The organism is Streptomyces sp. XY431, assembly GCF_001279805.1.
GTDB lineage: Bacteria > Actinomycetota > Actinomycetes > Streptomycetales > Streptomycetaceae > Kitasatospora > Kitasatospora purpeofusca.
On record NZ_LGDO01000058.1, the window covers coordinates 1 to 19537 of the forward strand.

General features: G+C 73.4%; 10 protein-coding genes. 3 read left to right on the forward strand and 7 right to left on the reverse strand.

The window, feature by feature from the left end; translation table 11 throughout:
• Nucleotides 1-85: 85 nt before the first annotated feature.
• The 3 genes from ADK60_RS08965 to ADK60_RS08975 all read right to left on the reverse strand — a co-directional run bounded on the left by ADK60_RS08965 (nucleotide 86) and on the right by ADK60_RS08975 (nucleotide 5494).
• Nucleotides 86-1576, reverse strand: a complete 1491-nt coding sequence (locus tag ADK60_RS08965; protein WP_053644689.1) for a maltokinase N-terminal cap-like domain-containing protein — start codon at nucleotides 1574-1576, stop codon at nucleotides 86-88.
• A gap of 241 nt (nucleotides 1577-1817) precedes the next feature.
• The gene (gene treS, locus ADK60_RS08970) at nucleotides 1818-3542 is read right to left on the reverse strand and encodes a maltose alpha-D-glucosyltransferase (protein ID WP_045938969.1); all 1725 of its coding nucleotides are present in this window, start codon (nucleotides 3540-3542) and stop codon (nucleotides 1818-1820) included.
• Nucleotides 3539-5494: an alpha-1,4-glucan--maltose-1-phosphate maltosyltransferase gene (locus ADK60_RS08975; protein ID WP_053644750.1), complete on the reverse strand. Its 1956-nt coding sequence runs from the start codon at nucleotides 5492-5494 to the stop codon at nucleotides 3539-3541. The genes treS and ADK60_RS08975 overlap by 4 nt, the downstream gene beginning before the upstream one ends.
• A gap of 1037 nt (nucleotides 5495-6531) precedes the next feature.
• Here ADK60_RS08975 and glgP point away from each other — a divergent pair.
• Entirely contained in the window at nucleotides 6532-9195 is a 2664-nt protein-coding gene (glgP, locus tag ADK60_RS08980) for an alpha-glucan family phosphorylase (protein WP_053644691.1), read from the forward strand.
• Between the two features lie 88 nt (nucleotides 9196-9283).
• Here glgP and ADK60_RS08985 read toward each other — a convergent pair whose 3' ends face one another.
• From ADK60_RS08985 to glgX, 4 genes are all read right to left on the reverse strand, one after another.
• On the reverse strand, nucleotides 9284-10036 hold the full coding sequence (locus ADK60_RS08985; protein ID WP_045938967.1) for a class I SAM-dependent methyltransferase: 753 nt from the start codon (nucleotides 10034-10036) through the stop codon (nucleotides 9284-9286).
• 127 nt (nucleotides 10037-10163) lie between these two features.
• The gene (locus ADK60_RS08990) at nucleotides 10164-12017 is read right to left on the reverse strand and encodes an ABC transporter ATP-binding protein (RefSeq protein WP_053644693.1); all 1854 of its coding nucleotides are present in this window, start codon (nucleotides 12015-12017) and stop codon (nucleotides 10164-10166) included.
• Nucleotides 12014-13873 (reverse strand): ABC transporter ATP-binding protein, encoded by a 1860-nt coding sequence (locus ADK60_RS08995; protein ID WP_078896317.1) that lies wholly within the window; start codon nucleotides 13871-13873, stop codon nucleotides 12014-12016. Before ADK60_RS08995 ends, ADK60_RS08990 begins: the two co-directional genes overlap by 4 nt.
• A gap of 116 nt (nucleotides 13874-13989) precedes the next feature.
• Complete coding sequence (gene glgX / locus ADK60_RS09000) at nucleotides 13990-16245, reverse strand: glycogen debranching protein GlgX (protein ID WP_053644695.1); 2256 nt, start codon at nucleotides 16243-16245, stop codon at nucleotides 13990-13992.
• Between the two features lie 221 nt (nucleotides 16246-16466).
• On the opposite strand from glgX, the gene ADK60_RS09005 reads away from it, so the two are divergent.
• Both ADK60_RS09005 and ADK60_RS09010 read left to right on the forward strand, forming a co-directional pair.
• Complete coding sequence (locus ADK60_RS09005) at nucleotides 16467-17924, forward strand: L,D-transpeptidase (RefSeq protein ID WP_079008177.1); 1458 nt, start codon at nucleotides 16467-16469, stop codon at nucleotides 17922-17924.
• Nucleotides 17925-18100: 176 nt separating this feature from the next.
• Complete coding sequence (locus tag ADK60_RS09010; RefSeq protein WP_234370997.1) at nucleotides 18101-19390, forward strand: L,D-transpeptidase; 1290 nt, start codon at nucleotides 18101-18103, stop codon at nucleotides 19388-19390.
• The last annotated feature ends 147 nt before the right edge of the window (nucleotides 19391-19537 follow it).

Here is a 19537-nt window from a genome sequence, read left to right on the forward strand (position 1 = left end):
GCGGTGCAACGGGAGAGGGGGAGGAGGGAGGGGGTGGCCCCCGGTGGGGCGGGGGCCGGACCGGCCGGCGAGGGGGCGCGGCGGGTCAGACGGTGAGGGCGAGCCGGTTGATGGCGGCCAGCGGGATCGGCAGCCAGCTCGGCCGGTGCCTGGCCTCGTAGACCACCTCGTACACCGCCTTGTCGATCTCCAGCGCGCGCATCAGCTCCGGCGAGGCCGCCGGGTCGGTGCCGCCGCCCGCGGTGTAGCCGGCGCAGAAGGCGGTGCGGTTGCGCTGCGCCCAGGCGGCGGCGAGGTGCGCGAGTTCCGGGTCGGGCGGTCCGCCGGCCAGTAGGTGGGCGGCGGCGTAGTCGAAGGAGCGGAGCATCGCGGCGACGTCCCGCAGCGCGGTCTGCGGTTCGCGCCGTTCGGCGACCGACTTGGCCGGCTCGCCCTCGAAGTCCAGCAGGACCCAGCCGTGCGGGGTGCGCATGGCCTGGCCGAGGTGCAGGTCGCCGTGGATCCGCTGGACCGCCAGGCCGTCCGGATGGGCGTCGGCCATCTGGCCGAAGGCCGAGCGGAGGGCGCCCCGGTAGCGCATCAGCCCCGGGACGGCGGCGACCGCGCTGTCCAGCCGGTCGGCCATCGCGGTGGCCAGCTGCCGGGTCTGCCCCCGGTCCAGCCGGGCGACCGGCATCGACCGGGCGAGCACCCGGTGGACCTCGGCGGTGGCCCGGCCGAGCCGGTGCGCCTCGATCGCGAAGTTGCCGGGGGAGGGGTCGCCCTTCAGCCGGCCGACCTGGTCGAGGGCGAGCTCCCAACCGTCCTCGGCCTCCGGGAGGTAGCGCTGGAGCAGCCCGAGGGTGGCCGGCTCGGCGCGCTCCAGCCGGCTCTCGAACCAGGCGGCGACCCGGGGGATGCGGGTCGAACCGGCCCGGGAGAGCGCGAGCGAGAGTTCCAGGTCGGGGTTGGTGCCGGGGTGGACGCGGCGGAACAGCTTCAGGATGTAGGAGGTGCCGTAGATGACGGAGCTGTTGGACTGCTCGGCGGTGGAGGCGCGCCCGGGCAGGTTGGTGGGCAGTCCGGAGCCGGGGGTGCGGCGGAACGACAGCGCGCCGAACCGGTCGCCGGTGGCCAGGTGCTCCAGCAGCCGCCCGGTCAGCTCCGGATCGTGCACCGCGTCGAAGAGCGTCGCCCCGTCGTACGGGCCCTGGGTGAGCCGGCCGAGGACGGCGGTCGGCTCGATGCCGGCCGGGCCCTGGGAGCGGATGCCGAGCAGCAGTTGGTACAGGTCGCCGTGCGGCACACCGGTGGTGGCGGCGTGCTCGACCCGGAGCAGCAGGTGCAGCAGGGCGGGGTCGCCGACCTGGAGGGGGGTGCCGACCACGGGGGTGAGGCCGGTGATCGGCCGCCCCTTCCCGGCGTACCAGCGCTGGGTGGGTAGCCACTCGGCGATCAGCGGCAGCGCCGCCTGGACGAGTTCGCTCACCCCCAGGGCGGTCCTCCGGACCCCGGTACCCCGCGGGACGGCCGGCGCGGCGGAGCCGGCGGGGGCGTCCTGGTGCAGGGGGACTTGCGAACGGGAGGTTTCGGACATGACTCCCTTTCCCCGGAGGAGCTGGGCGGATCGCCCGACGGGTCTGGCCGGGTCCGTCAGTCTTCCGGATTGCGGCGGCGCGGCGGCGCGGCACGCGAGCGCTGGGCCCGGGTGTCACGCCTTCGTGTGGGTGGCCGTTGGGCTGTTCTCCGTACGCGGTGGTGCAGAGACGACCGGGGGCGCGGGGTACGAACTCGCGCCCCCGGAGGGTTCGGTGGGATCCGCGGCGGCTGCCGGATCGTTACTTCGGCCGCACGGTTCCGCTCGGCCGGGCGGGCCGACGGAGCTGGAACCAGTAGAAGCCGTGCCCGGCCAGGGTGAGCAGGTACGGCCACTCGCCGATCGAGGGGAAGCGCACCCCGCCGATCAGCTCGACCGGATTCCGTCCGCCGTACCGCCGCAGGTCCAGTTCGGTCGGTTGCGCGAACCGCGAGAAGTTGTTCACGCACATGACCAGGTCTCCCTCGTACTCACGGACGAAGGCCAGCACCGCGGGGTTGCTGGAGGGCAGTTCGGTGTAGCTGCCGAGGCCGAACGCCGGGTTGAGCTTGCGGATCTCGATCATGCGACGCGTCCAGTGCAGCAGCGAGCTCGAACTGCTTTGCTGCGCTTCGACGTTGGTCACCTGGTAGCCGTACACCGGATCCATGATGGGCGGCAGACTGAGCCTGCCCGGGTCGGCGGATGAGAAACCCGCGTTGCGGTCCGGGGTCCACTGCATCGGGGTCCGGACGCCGTCCCGGTCGCCCAGCCAGATGTTGTCCCCCATGCCGATCTCGTCGCCGTAGTAGAGCACCGGCGAACCGGGCAGGGAGAGCAGCAGGGCGGTGAAGAGCTCGATCTGGTTGCGGTCGTTCTCCAGCAGCGGGGCGAGCCGTCGGCGGATGCCCACGTTGGCGCGCATCCGCGGGTCCTTGGCGTACTCCGCGTACATGTAGTCGCGCTCCTCGTCGGTGACCATCTCCAGGGTCAGCTCGTCGTGGTTGCGCAGGAAGATCCCCCACTGGCAGCCGTGCGGGATGTTGGGCGTCTTGGCGAGGATCTCCGAGACGGGGTAGCGGGACTCCCGGCGGACCGCCATGAAGATCCGCGGCATCACCGGGAAGTGGAACGCCATGTGGCACTCGTCGCCGCCGGAGGCGAAGTCGCCGAAGTAGTCGACGACGTCCTCCGGCCACTGGTTGGCCTCGGCGAGCAGCACGGTGTCCGGGTAGTCGGCGTCGATCTCCTTGCGGACCCGCTGGAGGAACTCGTGGGTCTCCGGGAGGTTCTCGCAGTTGGTGCCCTCCCGGGCGAACAGGTACGGCACCGCGTCCAGCCGGAACCCGTCGATGCCGAGGTCCAGCCAGAACCGCAGCCCGGCGATCATCTCGTCCTGGACCCGGGGGTTGTCGTAGTTGAGGTCGGGCTGGTGGGAGAAGAACCGGTGCCAGAAGTACTGCTTGCGCACCGGGTCGTAGGTCCAGTTGGAGGTCTCGGTGTCGACGAAGATGATCCGGGCGTCCGGGTACTGCTTGTCGTCGTCGGCCCACATGTAGAAGTCGCCGTACGGGCCGTCCGGGTCCTCCCGGGAGGCCTGGAACCACGGGTGCTGGTCGCTGGTGTGGTTCATGACGAAGTCGATGACCACGCGCATGCCGCGGGCGTGCGCGGCGTCGACGAACTCCATGAAGTCGGCGAGGTCGCCGAACTCCGGCAGCACCGACTTGTAGTCGGACACGTCATAGCCGCCGTCGCGCAGCGGCGAGGCGAAGAACGGCGGCAGCCAGAGGCAGTCGACCCCGAGCCACTGCAGGTAGTCGAGTTTGGCGGTGAGCCCCTTGAGGTCTCCGACCCCGTCGCCGTTGCTGTCCTGGAAGGACCGCACCAGCACCTCGTAGAAGACCGCACGCTTGAACCACTCCGGGTCCAGGTTCTTCTTCGAGGTCTCGGGGAAGGTGTCGGGGACGGGCTCGTTGACTGTCACGCTGGGTTCCTCCGAACCGTGAGGAGGTGGGCCGGCTCGGCTGAGGGGTCGAGCCGGACATAGTTGTGCCGGCCCCAGGTGTAGGCGGCACCGGTGAGCTCGTCGTGGACCGCGTACGGCCCGTCCCCGTCCAGGGTGACGGTGGCCTCCTGGGTGTGGTGCGGATCCAGGTTGACCACGGTGATGAGGTGGTCGGTGAGGCCGTCGGGCGTCGGGGCGGTCTTGGAGTAGGCGAGCACCTGGTCGTTGTCGGTGGGGTGGAAGCGCAGTGAACGCAGCTGCTGGAGGGCCGGGTGACGGCGGCGCAGCCGGTTCAGGACGGTGAGCAGCGGGGCGAGGGTGTCGGTGCGGCTCCAGTCCCGGGGGCGCAGTTCGTACTTCTCCGAGTGCAGGTACTCCTCGGAACCGGGGTGGGCCGGCTCGTTCTCGTAGAGCTCGTAGCCGGCGTACACGCCGTAGCTGGGGGAGAGGGTGGCCGCCAGGACGGCGCGGATCGCGAACGCGGCCCGGCCGCCGTCCTGGAGGTAGGCGTGCAGGATGTCCGGGGTGCTGGCGAAGAAGTTGGGGCGCATGTAGGCGGCCGCGTCACCGGTGAGCTCGGTGAGGTACTCGGTGAGTTCGGCCTTGGTGTTGCGCCAGGTGAAGTACGTGTACGACTGGTGGAAGCCGATCTTCCCCAGGGTGTGCATCATCGCCGGGCGGGTGAAGGCCTCGGCGAGGAAGACCACGTCCGGGTCGGTGCGGGCGATGTCGGCGAGCACCCGCTCCCAGAAGACCACCGGTTTGGTGTGCGGGTTGTCGACCCGGAAGATCCGCACCCCGTGCGTCATCCAGAACCGGAGGACCCGGATCGTCTCCTTGACGATTCCGTCCATGTCCTGGTCGAAGTTGATCGGATAAATATCCTGATATTTCTTCGGGGGATTCTCGGCGTAGGCGATGGTGCCGTCCGCCCGGTGACTGAACCATTCCGGATGCTTGTTCACCCAGGGGTGGTCCGGCGAACACTGGAGCGCGAAGTCCAGCGCCACCTCCAGGTGCAGCGCGGTGGCCTCGGCGACGAAGTGGTCGAAGTCCTCGATCGTGCCGAGGTCCGGGTGGACGGCGTCGTGGCCGCCCTCCGGGGAGCCGATCGCCCAGGGCGAGCCGACGTCGTGCGGGCCGGCCGTCAGGCTGTTGTCCGGGCCCTTGCGGAAGGCACGGCCGATCGGGTGGACCGGCGGCAGGTAGACCACGTCGAAGCCCATCGCGGCGACCGCCGGCAGCCGCTCGGCGGCGGTCCGCAGGGTGCCCGAGCGCGGCGGCTCCACCCCGGACGGGTCGACCACCGCCCCCTCGGAGCGGGGGAAGAACTCGTACCAGGAGCCGAACAGCGCCCGCTCCCGGTCCACCTGGAGCGGCACCGGCCGGGAGGCGCTCACCAGTTCGCGCAGCGGGAAGCGGCCCAGCAGCTCCTGCACCTCGGGGGCGAGCGCGGCGGCCAGCCGGGACAGCGGCGGCAGGGCCGGGTCGCGCAGTGCCTCGGCGGCGGCCAGCACCAGCGCCCGGCCCTCCTTCTTCGGGACCCCGGCGGCGGCGCGTTCCAGCAGCTGCGCGCCCTCCTCCAGGACGAGCGCGGTGTCGATCCCGGCCGGCAGCTTGATCGCCGCGGCCTTGCGCCAGGTGGCCACCGGGTCGGACCAGGCCTCGACCAGGTACGACCAGCGGCCGGGGGCGGTCGGGGTGACCTGCGCGCCCCAGCGGTCGGAGCCCTCGGCCAGCTCGCGCATCGGTGTCCAGGGGCCGCCGCGGCCGCGCGGGTCGCGCAGCACCACATTGGCGGCGACCGCGTCGTGCCCCTCGCGGAACACGGTCGCGGAGACCGGGAAGGACTCGCCGACCACGGCCTTGGCCGGGCGGCGGCCGGCGTCCACGAGGGGACTGACGTCCAGGACGGGGATGCGGCCGATCACGGTGTCGCTCTCTCTCGTCGTGCGGGCGGTCTTGCGGGTGGTGGCGGGCTTCGCGCGGGCCCGGCCGGCGGCGGGGCGCGCGGCGGGCGCCCCGGCCGGTGCGGCGCCCCCGGCCCGGCCGGTGGCGGGTTCGGAGGCGCTCGCGCCGCGGGCGGTGGTGCGCCCGCGCGAGGTCGCGGCCCTGGTCGGGCCGGGGGCGGTCGGGCTGTCCTCGGCCCCGGGTTGTCGGGCCGGCTCGTCCGGCCGCTCCCTACGGTCTGCCCCGGCGCCCCGGGGCGCCGGCATCGCCGTGTCCGTCCGAGCGTCAGAATCCATCCGTCCGGCGGATTCCGCGACCGCTGCGTCGAGGGTGTCCGCCACCGGTGTGGACTGGTCCCGCGTGTCGCCGTGCATGCCAAGCTCCTGCCCGAGATCGGCGGCAGCTCCCGCGGGCCGGCTCGGCCAGGGGAGTACCGGGAGGACTGCTGGGTGGGGAGGACCTGCGACCGGAAGCCTGCCCGCGCCGCCGTTCCGGGCAACCTGCCCCGCTCCCGCCGAGCCCGTGGCGGAGGGCCCGAGAGCCCGCGCGCGTCCCGGCGCACGCCTCCCGGAGCGCGCCCCTGGAGACCCGACCCACCCGTGAACGAGCGGGATGATCGCGAGGACACGCGGCGGTCGGCGATGGGCGCCGAATGGACCAATCAGGATGACGAACGATCAACACGAAAAGGATTCGGACGTGCTGCTTCGCGGGGGAACGCCACCCGTCTCCGCACTCCCCGCAGCATCGACGACCGCGGTTCATCCTCGCACCCGCGGCGCCGATTCCGCACCGGTCCGGCCGGAGTTTCGGAGGTGATCGGGCGCGGGCCCGCCGGCGGAAATGGATCTGTTCCGCGGTGTTCACGTATTGGTGGCGCGGCGCCCCGGAAAGTGCGCCTCGTGCGCCCCCCGTGCAGTCCAATGCGCCGAATGCGATCTCATCAATAGGCCGAACGGATGCCGAATAGCCCAACTGACGCACCATCATGCCATCGGGCGAGGCTACGCTTCACGCCGTGAAGGCAATCCGCAGATTCACCGTCCGCACCGTCCTGCCCGAACAACTCCAGCCGTTGCACGAGCTGGCTCTCAACCTGCGCTGGTCCTGGCACCCCGAGACCCGGGACCTCTTCCGGTCCGTGGACCCGGACGTGTGGGCCGCGACGGGCGAGGACCCGGTGCGGCTGCTCGGGGAGGTCCCGGCCGCCCGGCTCGCCGCGCTCGCCGCCGACCGCAGGTTCCTGCGCCGGCTCGGCGACCTCGCCGACGACCTGCGGGAGTACCTGGCCGGCCCGCGCTGGTACCAGACGGCGGGACAGCAGGCCGCCGCGCCGCCCCCCGCCGCCATCGCCTACTTCTCGCCCGAGTACGGCATCGCCGCCGCGCTGCCCCAGTACTCCGGCGGCCTCGGCATCCTCGCCGGCGACCACCTCAAGGCCGCCAGCGACCTCGGCGTCCCGATCATCGGCGTCGGTCTCTTCTACCGGCACGGCTACTTCCGGCAGTCCCTCGACCGGGACGGCTGGCAGCAGGAGCGCTACCCGCTGCTCGACCCGGACGAGCTGGCCGTCACCCTGCTGCGCGAACCGGACGGCACGCCCAGCCGGGTCGACCTCGCCCTGCCCGGCGGCCGCACCCTGGCCGCGCACATCTGGAAGGCCCAGGTCGGCCGGGTCCCGCTGCTGCTGCTGGACTCCGGCATCGAGGCCAACTCGCCCGCCGAGCGCGACGTCACCGACCGCCTCTACGGCGGCGGCAGCGAGCACCGGCTGCTGCAGGAGATGCTGCTCGGCGTCGGCGGCGTCCGGGCCGTGCGCGCCTACCAGCGGCTCACCGGCCACCCCGCGCCCGAGGTCTTCCACACCAACGAGGGCCATGCCGGCTTCCTCGGCGTCGAGCGGATCCGCGAACTGGTCGCGGACGCCGGGCTCGACTTCGCGGCCGCCCTGGAGTCGGTCCGGGCCGGCACCCTCTTCACCACCCACACGCCCGTCCCGGCCGGCATCGACCGGTTCGACCGCGAGCTGGTGGCCCGGCACTTCGGCGGCGAGACCGCGCTCCCCGGCGTCCCGGTCGAGCAGGTGCTCGCGCTCGGCGCCGAGACCTGGCGCGGCGGCGACCCGAAGCTGTTCAACATGGCCGCCATGGGCCTGCGGCTGGCCCAGCGCGCCAACGGCGTCTCCACCCTGCACGGCGAGGTCAGCCGCTCGATGTTCAACGGCCTCTGGCCGGGCTTCGACGCCGCGGACGTGCCGATCACCTCGGTCACCAACGGCGTCCACGCGGCCACCTGGATCGACCCGGCGGTCGTCCGGCTCGGCGCCGCCGAGATCGGCGCCGACCGCGCCGAGGAGGCCATGACCACCGGCGAGACCAAGCGCTGGACCGGTCTGGAGCGGATCGGCAACACCGAGGTCTGGGACCTCCGCCGCACCCTGCGCGCCCAGCTGGTCGACGAGGTCCGCCGCCGGCTGCGCGCCTCCTGGCACCAGCGCGGGGCCGGCGAGGCCGAACTCGGCTGGGTCTCCTCGGTGCTCGACCCGGACGTGCTCACCATCGGTTTCGCCCGCCGGGTGCCCTCCTACAAGCGCCTCACCCTGATGCTCCGCGACCCGGAGCGGCTGCGCGCGCTGCTGCTGCACCCGACCAGGCCGGTGCAGATCGTGGTGGCCGGCAAGGCCCACCCGGCCGACGACGGCGGCAAGCGGCTGATCCAGCAGATGGTGGCCTTCGCCGACGACCCCGCCGTCCGGCACCGGATCGTCTTCCTGCCGGACTACGACATGGCGATGGCCCGGCACCTCTACCCGGGCTGCGACGTCTGGCTGAACAACCCGCTCCGCCCGCTGGAGGCCTGCGGCACCTCCGGGATGAAGGCCGCGCTCAACGGCTGCCTCAACCTGTCGGTGCTGGACGGCTGGTGGGACGAGTGGTTCGACGGCCAGAACGGCTGGGCGATCCCCACCGCCGACACCGGCGACGGCGTGCTCGACCCGGACAGCCGGGAGGCCGAGCGGCGCGACGACATCGAGGCCGCCGCGCTCTACGACCTGATCGAGGAGCAGGTCGCCACCCGCTTCTACGACCGGGGTTCGGACGGCCTGCCGCACCGGTGGATCGCGATGGTCCGGCACACCCTGGTCACCCTCGGGCCCAAGGTGCTGGCGGGCCGGATGGTCCGCGAGTACGTCGAACGGCTCTACGCCCCGGCCGCGCAGGCCCAGCGGGAGCTGGCCGGCAGCGGGGCGCACCGCGCCGCCCGGGAGCTGGCCGGGTGGAAGGCCCGGGTGCGCGAGGCCTGGCCGGCCGTCCGGGTGGAGCACGTCGAGGCGGACTGCCCGGACGAGGCGCAGGAGCTGGGCAGCGCCCTGGCGCTGCGGGTGCAGGTGACCCTCGGCCCGCTGGAGCCGGCCGACGTCGAGGTCCAGGTGGTCTCCGGCCGGGTGGACGAGTCGGACCGGATCTCGGACGCCTGCCTGCTCGCCCTCAAGCCGGTCGGCGGGCCCGACCTGGACGGGCGGACCAGGTACGAGGGCTCGCTGGAGCTCGGCCGCACGGGGCCGTTCGGCTACACGGTGCGGGTCCTGCCCGCGCACCCCCGGCTGGCCTCGCCCGCCGAGCTGGGTCTGGTGGCGCTGCCGCCGGAGGTTCCGGGCATGGACGCGGTGCTGCTGCGCTGAGCGCACCGGGCGGGGTGCCGGCCGGACCGGCGCCCCGCCCGGTGGACCGCCCCGCCCGGTGGACCGCCCCGTTGGGTGGACGGCCTGTTCAGCGGACGGCCGCCACCATGGCGTCGGTGACCGAGCGCCAGGCCACCCCGGCCTCGGCGAAGCCGGACGCCACCAGCCGCTCGGTGTGCCAGCCGGCCGGGTGGGACTCGCCGTCGGCGTGCGAGCCGTACAGCGCGTTGCGGGCGGCCACCTGGTCGGCGAGCAGCGGGTCGGCCGCGGCGGCGAGCCACCAGGACTCCCAGTCGAGGACGCCCTCGGCCTTCTCGCGCTCCTGCCGCCCGTGCCGCTGGGCCCGCTCGGCGGCGTTGAGCAGCGGGACCTCCGGGTCCGGCATGTGGTCGGCGTTGAGGAACACCCCGCCGGGGCGGAGCAGTCCGGCCAGGTCCGTGTAGAGCCGGGCCAGGGCGGTGGCGGGCAGCCAGTGCAGGGCGGTGGCGGTCACCACCGCGTCGAACGGTCCCGGCGGGAGGGCGCTTGCCCACTGCGGGTCCTTGAGGTCGGCGGTCACCAGGGTGAACCGCTCGTCCTCGCCGAGCACGCCCCGGGCGATGGTCATCAGCGCCGGGTCCTGGTCCACGCCCACACTGGTGGCGCCGGGCAGCCGGGCGAACAGCCGCTCGGTGATGCTGCCGGTACCGCAGGCGAGGTCGAGGACACGCGGGGCCGGGCCGGTCACGGCCCCGACGAGGTCGATCATCACCCGGAACCGCTCCTCGCGGTCGGGCAGGTACCACTCCTGCTGCCGGTCCCAGCTGCGCTGCCACTGCTCCCAGTGCTGACGGTCGACCATGCTCGTTCCCCTTCGCAGACCCGGAGGCGGTAGGCCCCGGAGATGACCATAGACCCTTTCGGTAATAGACGAAAGGGTCTATGGACTATTACCCGTGCGGGCGTGCGGCAGGGTCGCGAGCGGGGTGTCAGACCAGGCTGTCCCGCCAGGCCCGGTGCAGCCGGGCGAAGCGCCCGGCGCCGTCGATCAGCTCGCGCGGGCTGCCGTCCTCCACGATCCGGCCCTGCTCCATCACCAGCACCCGGTCGGCGATCTCCACGGTGGAGAGGCGGTGGGCGATGATCACGGCCGTCCGTCCGGCCAGCACCGTGCGCATCGCCCGCTGCACCGCCTGCTCGCCGGGAACGTCCAGCGAGCTGGTGGCCTCGTCGAGGATCAGCACCGCCGGGTCGGCGAGCAGCGCGCGGGCGAAGGCCACCAGCTGCCGCTGGCCGGCCGAGATCCGCCCGCCGCGCTTGCGCACATCGGTGTCGTAGCCGTCCGGCAGCTCGGCGATGAAGGCGTGCGCCCCGATCGCCCGGGCGGCCGCCTCGACCTCGGCCCGGGTGGCGCCCGGCCGGCCGATCGCGATGTTCTCGGCGACGGTGCCGGAGAACAGGAAGGACTCCTGGGTCACCATCACCACCCCGCGCCGCAGCTCGGGACCGGCGAGGTCGCGCAGGTCCACCCCGTCCAGGGTGATCCGGCCCTCGGTCGGGTCGTAGAACCGGGCCAGCAGCTTGGCCACCGTCGACTTGCCGGCCCCGGTCGCACCGACCACCGCGACGGTCTGCCCGGCCGGCAGCACCAGGTCGAACGGCGGCAGCACCTCCTTGCCGGTGCGGTACGCGAACCTGGTCCTCTCGAAGCCGACCTCCCGGCCGGTCACGGACGTGGCCGGCAGCTCCTTCGGCTCCGTCGGCTCGGCGACGGTCGGCTCGTGGGCCAGCAGGCCGGCGATCTTCTCCAGGGCGGCGGCGGCCGACTGGTAGCTGTTGAGGAACATCGCCAGCTGGTCGATCGGGTCGAACAGCCGGCGCAGGTAGAGCACGAAGGCGGTCAGCACGCCCAGTTCGACGGCGCCGTCGGTGACCAGCCAGGCGCCGAGCACCAGCACGCCGGTGGTCCACACATTGGCCGTGCCCCGGGAGAGGCCGACGTACCGGGCGATCTCCAGCAGGCCGTCCGCGGTGGCGGTGGCCGACTGCCGGTTCACCACGCCGAACGCCGCGTCGTTGGCCCGCTCGCGGCGGAAGGCCTTGACCGGGCGGATGCCGTTCATGGTCTCGGTGAAGCGGACGATCAGCGAGGCGGCGGCGGTGCGCGAACGCCGGTAGACCCGGCGCGAGCGGCGCCGGAACGAGCGGGCGATCAGCCACAGCGGCAGGAAGGAGGCCAGCGAGGCCAGGCCGAGCCGCCAGTCCAGCACCAGCAGGATGACCGAGATGGAGCAGACCGAGAGGAAGACCGTCAGCAGCTCCTGGAGGCCCTCGGAGAGCAGCTCGCGCAGCGCGTCCACGTCGCTGGTGGCGCGGGAGATGATCCGGCCCGAGGTGTAGCGCTCGTGGAAGTCCAGGCTGAGCCGCTGGGCGTGCCGGAAGATCCGCCCGCGCAGGTCCAGCAGGATGTCCTGGTTGACCCGGGCGCTGATCTTGATGAACGCCCACTGGAGCAGGGTGCCGAGCAGCGCGCAGCCCAGGTAGGCGACCACCACCGCGACCAGCGGTCCGGAGTCGTGCTCGCGCAGGGCGGGGATGCCCCGGTCCATCGCGAAGGCGACCAGCAGCGGACCGGCCTGCAGCGCGGCCTGCTGGAGCAGGATCACCGCCATGGCGGTGGCGATCCGGCCCCGGTGCGGGCCGAGCAGCGAGCGCAGCAGGGCGCGCGGGGCGTCGGGCGGGACGGGGATGTCCTCCTCGTCGGCCGGCGGGGCCGGCAGCTCCTCCTCGTCCGGCGCGGCCGGGTCGGTGCGCGCGGCGGCGGGTTCGACGGTGGTGGTCATCGGGCGGTGCTCCCCTCGGGGACGAGGGCGGCCTCGCCCGACATCAGTTCGCGGTAGCGCGCCGAGTCGCGCAGCAGCTCCTGGTGGGTGCCGACGGCCTCGATCCGGCCCTCGGCGAGGACGGCGACCCGGTCGGCGAGCAGCACGGTGCTCGGCCGGTGCGCGACCACCAGGGCGGTGGTGGCGGCGAGGACCTGGCGCAGGGCGCGCTCGACCAGCGCCTCGGTGTGCACGTCCAGCGCCGACAGCGGGTCGTCGAGCACCAGGAAGGCCGGGTCGCCGACCACGGCGCGGGCCAGCGCGAGCCGCTGGCGCTGGCCGCCGGACAGGCTGAGGCCCTGCTCGCCGACCTCGGTGGCGACGCCCTCCGGCAGCTTCTCGACGAAGCCGGCCTGGGCGGTGGCGAGCGCGGTGAGCAGTCGCTCCTCGTCCGCGCCGGGGGCGCCCATCAGCACGTTCTCCCGGACGGTGGCGGAGAACAGGGTGGGCTCCTCGAAGGCGACCGCGACCAGCTCGCGCAGCCGGGTGCGGTCGAACTCGCGGATGTCCCGGCCGTCGAGGGTGATGCTGCCGCCGGTGGCCTCGTAGAGGCGGGGGAGCAGGGCGGTGAGGGTGGTCTTGCCGCTGCCGGTGGCGCCGACCAGGGCCATCGTCTCGCCGCTGCGGATGTGCAGATCGACGCCGCGGAGCAGGTCGGGGGTGTCGGCCGGGGCGTCGGGGTAGCGGAAGCGGACGCCGGTGAGCCGGATGCCGTCCTGGGCGTCGGTGGAGCCGGCGGGGATGCCCGCGGGGGCCTCGGCGGCCTCCGCCTCGGGCTCGTCCAGCACCTCGAAGAAGCGGTCGGTGGCGGTGGCGGCCTCGTTGGCGTAGGCGAGCAGCCAGCCCAGCGACTCGACCGGCCAGCGCAGTGAGAGCGCGGTGGACAGGAAGGCGACCAGGGTGCCGGCGGACATCTGGTCCTGGGCGACCAGGTGGACGCCGACCGCGAGGGCGCAGCCGAGGGCCAGCTCGGGCAGGCCGACGATGACCGACCACAGGTTGGCGAGCAGGCCGGCCTTCCGCAGCTCGGTGCGGCGCAGCTGCCGGGAGTGCTCGCGGAAACGTTCCGCCATCGAGCGGTGGCGGCCGAAGGCCTTGAGGATCCGGATGCCGAGCACGGACTCCTCGACCACGGTGGCGAGGTCGCCGTTCTGGTCCTGGGCGCGGCGGGCGGCGCCCGAGTAGCCGGCCTCGAAGCGGCGGGTGAGCATCAGCAGCGGGACGGCCGGGCCGAGCACGATCAGTGCCAGCCGCCAGTCCTGGGTGAACATCAGCGCGGTGCCGACCAGGAAGGTCACCGTGTTGACGATCAGGAAGACCAGCGGGAAGGCCAGGAACAGCCGCATGGTGTACATGTCGGAGGTGGCGCGGGAGAGCAGCTGGCCGGAGCCCCAGCGGTCGTGGAAGGACACCGGCAGCCGCTGGAGTTTGGCGAAGAGGTCGCCGCGCATCGCCGTCTCGACGCCGGCCAGCGGCCGGGCCAGCACCACCCGGCGGGTGAAGAACAGGGCGGCCTCGGCGAGGCCGAGCAGGAGCAGCAGGGCCGCCGGGGCCCAGAGGCCGCCGAGGTCGCGCTCGGCGATCGGGCCGTCCACGATCCGGCCGAGGACGGTCGGGACCAGCAGGGCGCTGAGCGAGGCGAGCATCGCGGCGGTGACCGAGACGGCCAGCCGGGTGCGGATCGGGCGGACGTAGGGCCACAGGCGCAGCAGCGAGCGCACCGTCGACCGGCGGGGGGCGGGCGGCTCGCTGCCGGGCTCGGGGTCGGAGCCGGTCTCGGAGTCGGGGGCGGTGTCGGGGGCTTGGTTCTCGGCCATCGCGGTGAGGGTAGGCCGGGTACGTGTCATTTCTCATCCGGTTTTTCGGACCTGTCGTCGAGAACCGGCCAACCGGGGCCGCCCGTGGGGGACGGCCCGAGCAGGGGACGGCCGGGTCAGGGGACGGCCCGGAGCAGGTGCAGGGCGCGGGCGCCGAGCGGGACCGGGTCGCCGGGGAGGTGCCGCCCTGCAGGGCCGCCGTCCGCCGCCGCCGTGTCGACCACGGTCTCGTAGCCGGTGCCGTCGGCCGCCCGAGGAGTGCCGGGCAGGACGAAGGGGACCGGTTCGGGGCCGGCGTTGAGCAGCAGCAGGAAGCTGTCGTCGAGCAGCGGGCGGCCGCGTGCGTCCCGTTCCGACATCGCGGTGCCGGCTAGCAGCATGCCCACGGCGGCGGTCGGCGCGAACCAGTCGGCCTCGGTCATCTCCTTGCCGAGCGGGGTGAACCAGGCCAGGTCGGGCCGGCCGCCGGGGGCGGTGGCGCGGCCGGAGAAGAACGCCCGCTGCCGCAGTACCGGGTGCTCGCGGCGGAGCCGGACCAGCCGGGCGGTGAAGTCGTACAGGCTCCGCCAGGCCGGGTCGTCGAGCAGCGACCAGTCCAGCCAGCTCACCTCGTTGTCCTGGCAGTAGGCGTTGTTGTTGCCGCCCTGGGTGCGGCCGAACTCGTCCCCCGCGGTGATCATCGGGACCCCGGCGGAGAGCAGCAGGGTGGCGGTGAGGTTGCGCAGCTGGCGCCGGCGCAGGGCGGTGACGGCGGGGTCGGCGCTCTCCCCCTCGGCGCCGTGGTTCCAGGAGCGGTTGTCGTCGGTGCCGTCCCGGTTGGCCTCGCCGTTGGCCTCGTTGTGCTTGCGGTCGTAGGAGACGAGGTCGCGCAGCGTGAAGCCGTCGTGCGCGGTCACGTAGTTGACGGAGGCGTACGGGCGCCGGCCGTCCCGCTGGTAGAGGTCGGAGGAGCCGGAGAGCCGGTAGCCGAGCTCCCGGACGTCCGGGCGGGCGCCGCGCCAGAAGTCCCGCACGGTGTCGCGGTAGCGGTCGTTCCACTCGGCCCAGGGCGGCGGGAACCCGCCCACCTGGTAGCCGCCCGGCCCGACGTCCCAGGGCTCGGCGATCAGCTTCACCCGGCTGAGCAGCGGGTCCTGGGCGACGGCCGAGAGCAGCGGGTGCTCCATCGTGACCCCGCCGTCGGCGCCGCGGGCGAGGGTGGCGGCGAGGTCGAAGCGGAAGCCGTCCACGCCCATCTCGTGCACCCAGTAGCGCAGCGAGTCGGTGATCAGCCGGACGACCTGGGGGCGTCGGGTGTCGAGGCTGTTGCCGCAGCCGGTGTAGTCGGCGTAGCCGCGCGGGCGGTTGGGCGGCAGCCGGTAGTAGCCGGCGTTGTCGATGCCGCGCAGGAGCAGCGCGGGGCCGAGTTCGGCGCCGTCGGCGGTGTGGTTGTAGACGACGTCGAGGATCACCTCGATGCCGGCGGCGTGCAGGGCCCGGACCATCCGCTTGAACTCGCCGACCTGGCCGCCGCGCGAGCCGGCGGCGGAGTAGCCGGCGTGCGGGGCGAAGTAGCCGACGGTGTTGTAGCCCCAGTAGTTGACGAGGCCGCGGGCCTGGAGGTGGTCCTCGCTGACGTGGTGGTGGACCGGGAGCAGCTCGACCGCGGTGACGCCCAGGCCGGTGAGGTGGGCGATCGCGGCGGGGTGGGCGAGTCCGGCGTAGGTGCCGCGCAGCTCCGGCGGGACCTCGGGGTGGCGGCGGGTGAAGCCGCGCACGTGCAGCTCGTAGAGGACGGTCTCGGCCCACGGGGTCTTCGGCCGGTGGTCGTCGGACCAGTCGTCGTCGTCCCGGACGACCACGGCTCTGGGCACGTACGGGGCCGAGTCGCGGTTGTCCCGGACGGTGTCGGCGACCTCGGCCTCGGGCCAGTTGCGGACGGCGGAGCAGACCGCGTCGTGCGCGGTGTAGCCGCCGTCGACCGCCCGGGCGTAGGGGTCGAGCAGCAGTTTGGCCGGGTTCCACCGGGCGCCGGTCCACGGGTCCCAGCGGCCGTGCACCCGGTAGCCGTACCGGGTGCCGGGCAGGACCCCGGGGACGAAGCCGTGCCAGGTGTGGGCGTCCTGCTCGGTGAGGCGCAGCCGGCTCTCCCGGCCGTCCTCGTCGAAGAGGCAGAGGTCGACGGCCTCGGCGCCGCCGGCCCAGAGCGCGAAGTTGGTGCCGGGGCGGCCGTCCGGGCCGGGGTGGAAGCGTGCGCCGAGCGGCAGCCGGCTGCCCGGCCAGGGCGGTTCGCCGTCCGGCCGCTCGCCGGGGTGTCCGTGCGCGCGGTGCCCGTTGACGGCCGTGGGGGCGTGCGCGCGCACGGCGGCCGCCGACTCCTGCCCTGACGCCATGGCGGTGCCCTCCCTGACGGGGTGTCCCGGACCCCGTGCGGTGTCTCATTCCCTGATCGCACCGGACGGAAGCGGCTTAACACCGTGTTACCGGCGGATGGCGCCCGGGCGCGGCCGCGTTGCTGGGCCGTCGGAGTGGGTGCTTCCGGCGTGTCGGCGTGTCCTGCCGGGACCGCCCTCGTTGTGCGGGGTATCGGACGGCTACGGCGGGAGGTCCCGGGATGCGGCCCCGAGGACGGATGTGGGCACGGCGGCTGGCGGCGGTGGGCTGCTGCCTGGCCGTGCTGGCCGGGTGCTCCGGCGGTGGCGGCGAGCCGGGGAGCACGAGCGCGGACGCCGTCCGGGCGGAGCCGTCCGGTCCGCCGCCGGCCTCCAGGGCGTCGATCACCGCGCTGCCGGCCGACGACACCCAGAACCTGCCGCCCGAGGGCCCGGTCCGGGTGACCGTCGCCCAGGGCCGGCTGGTGTCCGTGCGGCTGGCCGACAGCAGGGGCGGCGAGGTGCCCGGCTCGCTCTCCGCCGACGGCACCGGCTGGGCGCCGGACGGCCCGCTGCCGCTGGGCACGAAGTTCACCCTGGACGCGGTGGCCGAGGACGACCAGGGGCAGCGGGCGGTCCAGCACGCCGACTTCTCGACCATGGCCCGGGCGCACACCTTCGTCGCCTTCTTCACCCCCGAGGACGGCTCCACGGTCGGGGTGGGGATGCCGGTCTCGCTGCGGTTCAGCCGCCCGGTCACCGACCGGGCGGCGGTGGAGCGGGCGATCGCGGTGACCGCCGACCCGCCGGTGGAGGTGGCCGCGCACTGGTTCGGCGGCCAGCGGCTGGACTTCCGCCCCCGGGCGTACTGGGCGCCGGGCACCAAGGTGGCGGTCGCGCTGCGGCTCAAGGACGTCCAGGGCGCCCCGGGCGAGTTCGGCACCCAGAACAAGGACGTCCGGTTCACCGTCGGCCGGTCCCAGGTCTCCACCGTCGACCTGGACGCCCACACCCTCACCGTCCGGGCCGGCCAGGGCGGCCGGGTGGTGCGCACCCTCAAGGTGTCCGGCGGGGACGCCAAGCACACGACCTACCGGGGCGTGCTCGTGGTGTCCGAGAAGTACCGGGTGACCAGGATGAACTCGCAGACCGTCGGGATGGGCGACGAGTACGACATCAAGGACGTGCCGCACGCGATGCGGCTGACCAACTCCGGCACCTTCGTGCACGGCAACTACTGGGCCAACCCGTCGGTGTTCGGCACCGCCAACACCAGCCACGGCTGCATCGGGCTGGCCGACGCCAAGGGCGGGGCGAGCGGGGAGACGCCGGCGGGCTGGCTGTTCGAGCACACCATCCCGGGGGACGTGCTGGAGGTCAGGGCTTCGACGGGGGACGCGGTGCCGCCGAGCAACGGGCTGAACGGCTGGAACCTGCCCTGGGCGCAGTGGGTGGCCGGGAGCGCCCTCCAGCCCGCCGCGAGCCCCTCCGGCGCTCCGGCCGCCGGGCCGTCCGCCGGTTCGTCCCCGAGTGCGCCGCCGGGCGCGTCCCCGGGTACCCCGCCGAGCGTGTCGCCGGGCGCGTCCCCCGGTGCCCCGTCGAGCGTGTCGCCGAGTCCGGTGCCGAGTCCCTCCCCGGGCCTCCCGCCGGGTGTTCCCCCGGCCGTTCCGCCGGCTCCGTCGCCGGGGGCCAGGCCCTGACCGCCATGTGCGGATGATCTTCACTCTCGTTCACCGGTAGCCCTCCCAGGATTCACCCGATCGGCCCAGCTATCCTGCTTGCCGCGCCGAAGCCCGGCGCGGAAGATCGCCGGTCCGGTGCAACCCGTTCGGGCACCAGCGCGTCCACAGTGATGGACACCGGGAGGGGAGAGACCGTGAAGCCGGTTAGGGCGGCCGACGCCGCGATACGTACCACTGTCACCAGCCGCCGTCTGCGCCAGAGCGCGGTGGCGTTGGCGATGGGTGGGGTGCTGCTGCTCACTGCGGCCTGCAACAGCGGGGGTGACGACAAGGCCGCCGGCGGGGGTGACGCGACGGCCGGCGCGGGCGCCTCGGACGCTGGAGCCGCGGGCAACGGCGGGACGCCGACTCCCGGCCAGAGCTCCGCCACGCCGAAGACCTCGGCCGCCGTGGTGAACGTCGAGCCCAAGGACGGCGCCCAGGACGTCGCCCCGGACGGCGCGCTGAAGGTCGGGGTGACCGGCGGCAAGCTCACCACGGTCGAGGTGACCGACAAGGAGGGCAAGCCGGTCACGGGTGCCATCACCGCGGACGGCAGCGGCTGGAAGCCCAGCGCCCCGCTGGCCGTCGGCATGGCGTACAAGGTGAACGCCCAGGCCACCGACGCCGAGGGCCTGGTGGCCGCGTCGACCACCTCGTTCACCACGCTGACCCCGGCGAAGAAGATCTCCACCAACGACAACATCGCCGACAACGCCACCTACGGCGTCGGCATGATCGTCTCGGTGGTCTTCAACAAGGACGTCAAGAACAAGGACGCGGTCGTCCAGGGCATCACCTTCGAGGCCAGCGACGGCACCACCGTGAAGGGCCACTGGTTCGGCACCAAGCGGCTGGACTTCCGCCCCGAGAAGTACTGGGCCCCGGGCACCAAGGTCGTCATCAAGTACCGCCTGAAGAACGTCGAGGTCTCCCCGGGCGTCTACGGCGACATCGACAAGGACGAGCCGTTCACCATCGGCCGCTCCCAGGTCTCGGTCGCCGACTCGGCCACCCACCAGATGACGGTGACCCGTGGCGGCGACAGCCGCACCGTGCCGGTGACCCTGGGCGACGAGAAGAACCCCTCCTGGAACGGCACCATGGTGGTGATGTCCAAGGAGAAGGTCACCCGGATGAACTCGCAGACCGTCGGCCTCGGCGGCGAGTACGACATCCCGGACGTGCCGCACGCGATGCGGCTGACCAACTCGGGCACCTTCGTGCACGGCAACTACTGGGCCAACCCGTTCGGCAAGTCCAACGCCAGCCACGGCTGCATCTCGATGCAGGACGAGAAGGGCGGCAGCGACGCCTCGGTGGCCGGCAAGTTCTTCAACGATTCGATGATCGGTGACGTCATCACCATCAAGAACTCCAAGGAGAAGGTCGTCGCCCCCGACAACGGCCTGAGCGGCTGGAACATCGCCTGGGCGAACTGGTAGTCGTACCCGCCAGTAGCCCCCGTTAGTCACGGAACTGCCACGACCGGCCCGATCCTCACTCGTTGGGGTCGGGCCGGTCGCGTTTTCGGGGCCGATGCCCCCCCGAACGGCGCAACCTTTCCGGGACACGGCGCGTGTAAATGTCGA

Coding starts and splice junctions, on each gene's coding strand:
- glgX (WP_053644695.1), bottom strand. CDS start 16,245: ATGGCGTCAGGGCAGGAGTCGGCGGCCGCCGTGCGCGCGCACGCCCCC.
- ADK60_RS08985 (WP_045938967.1), bottom strand. CDS start 10,036: ATGGTCGACCGTCAGCACTGGGAGCAGTGGCAGCGCAGCTGGGACCGG.
- ADK60_RS08990 (WP_053644693.1), bottom strand. CDS start 12,017: ATGACCACCACCGTCGAACCCGCCGCCGCGCGCACCGACCCGGCCGCG.
- ADK60_RS09005 (WP_079008177.1), top strand. CDS start 16,467: ATGCGGCCCCGAGGACGGATGTGGGCACGGCGGCTGGCGGCGGTGGGC.
- ADK60_RS08995 (WP_078896317.1), bottom strand. CDS start 13,873: ATGGCCGAGAACCAAGCCCCCGACACCGCCCCCGACTCCGAGACCGGC.
- ADK60_RS08965 (WP_053644689.1), bottom strand. CDS start 1,576: ATGTCCGAAACCTCCCGTTCGCAAGTCCCCCTGCACCAGGACGCCCCC.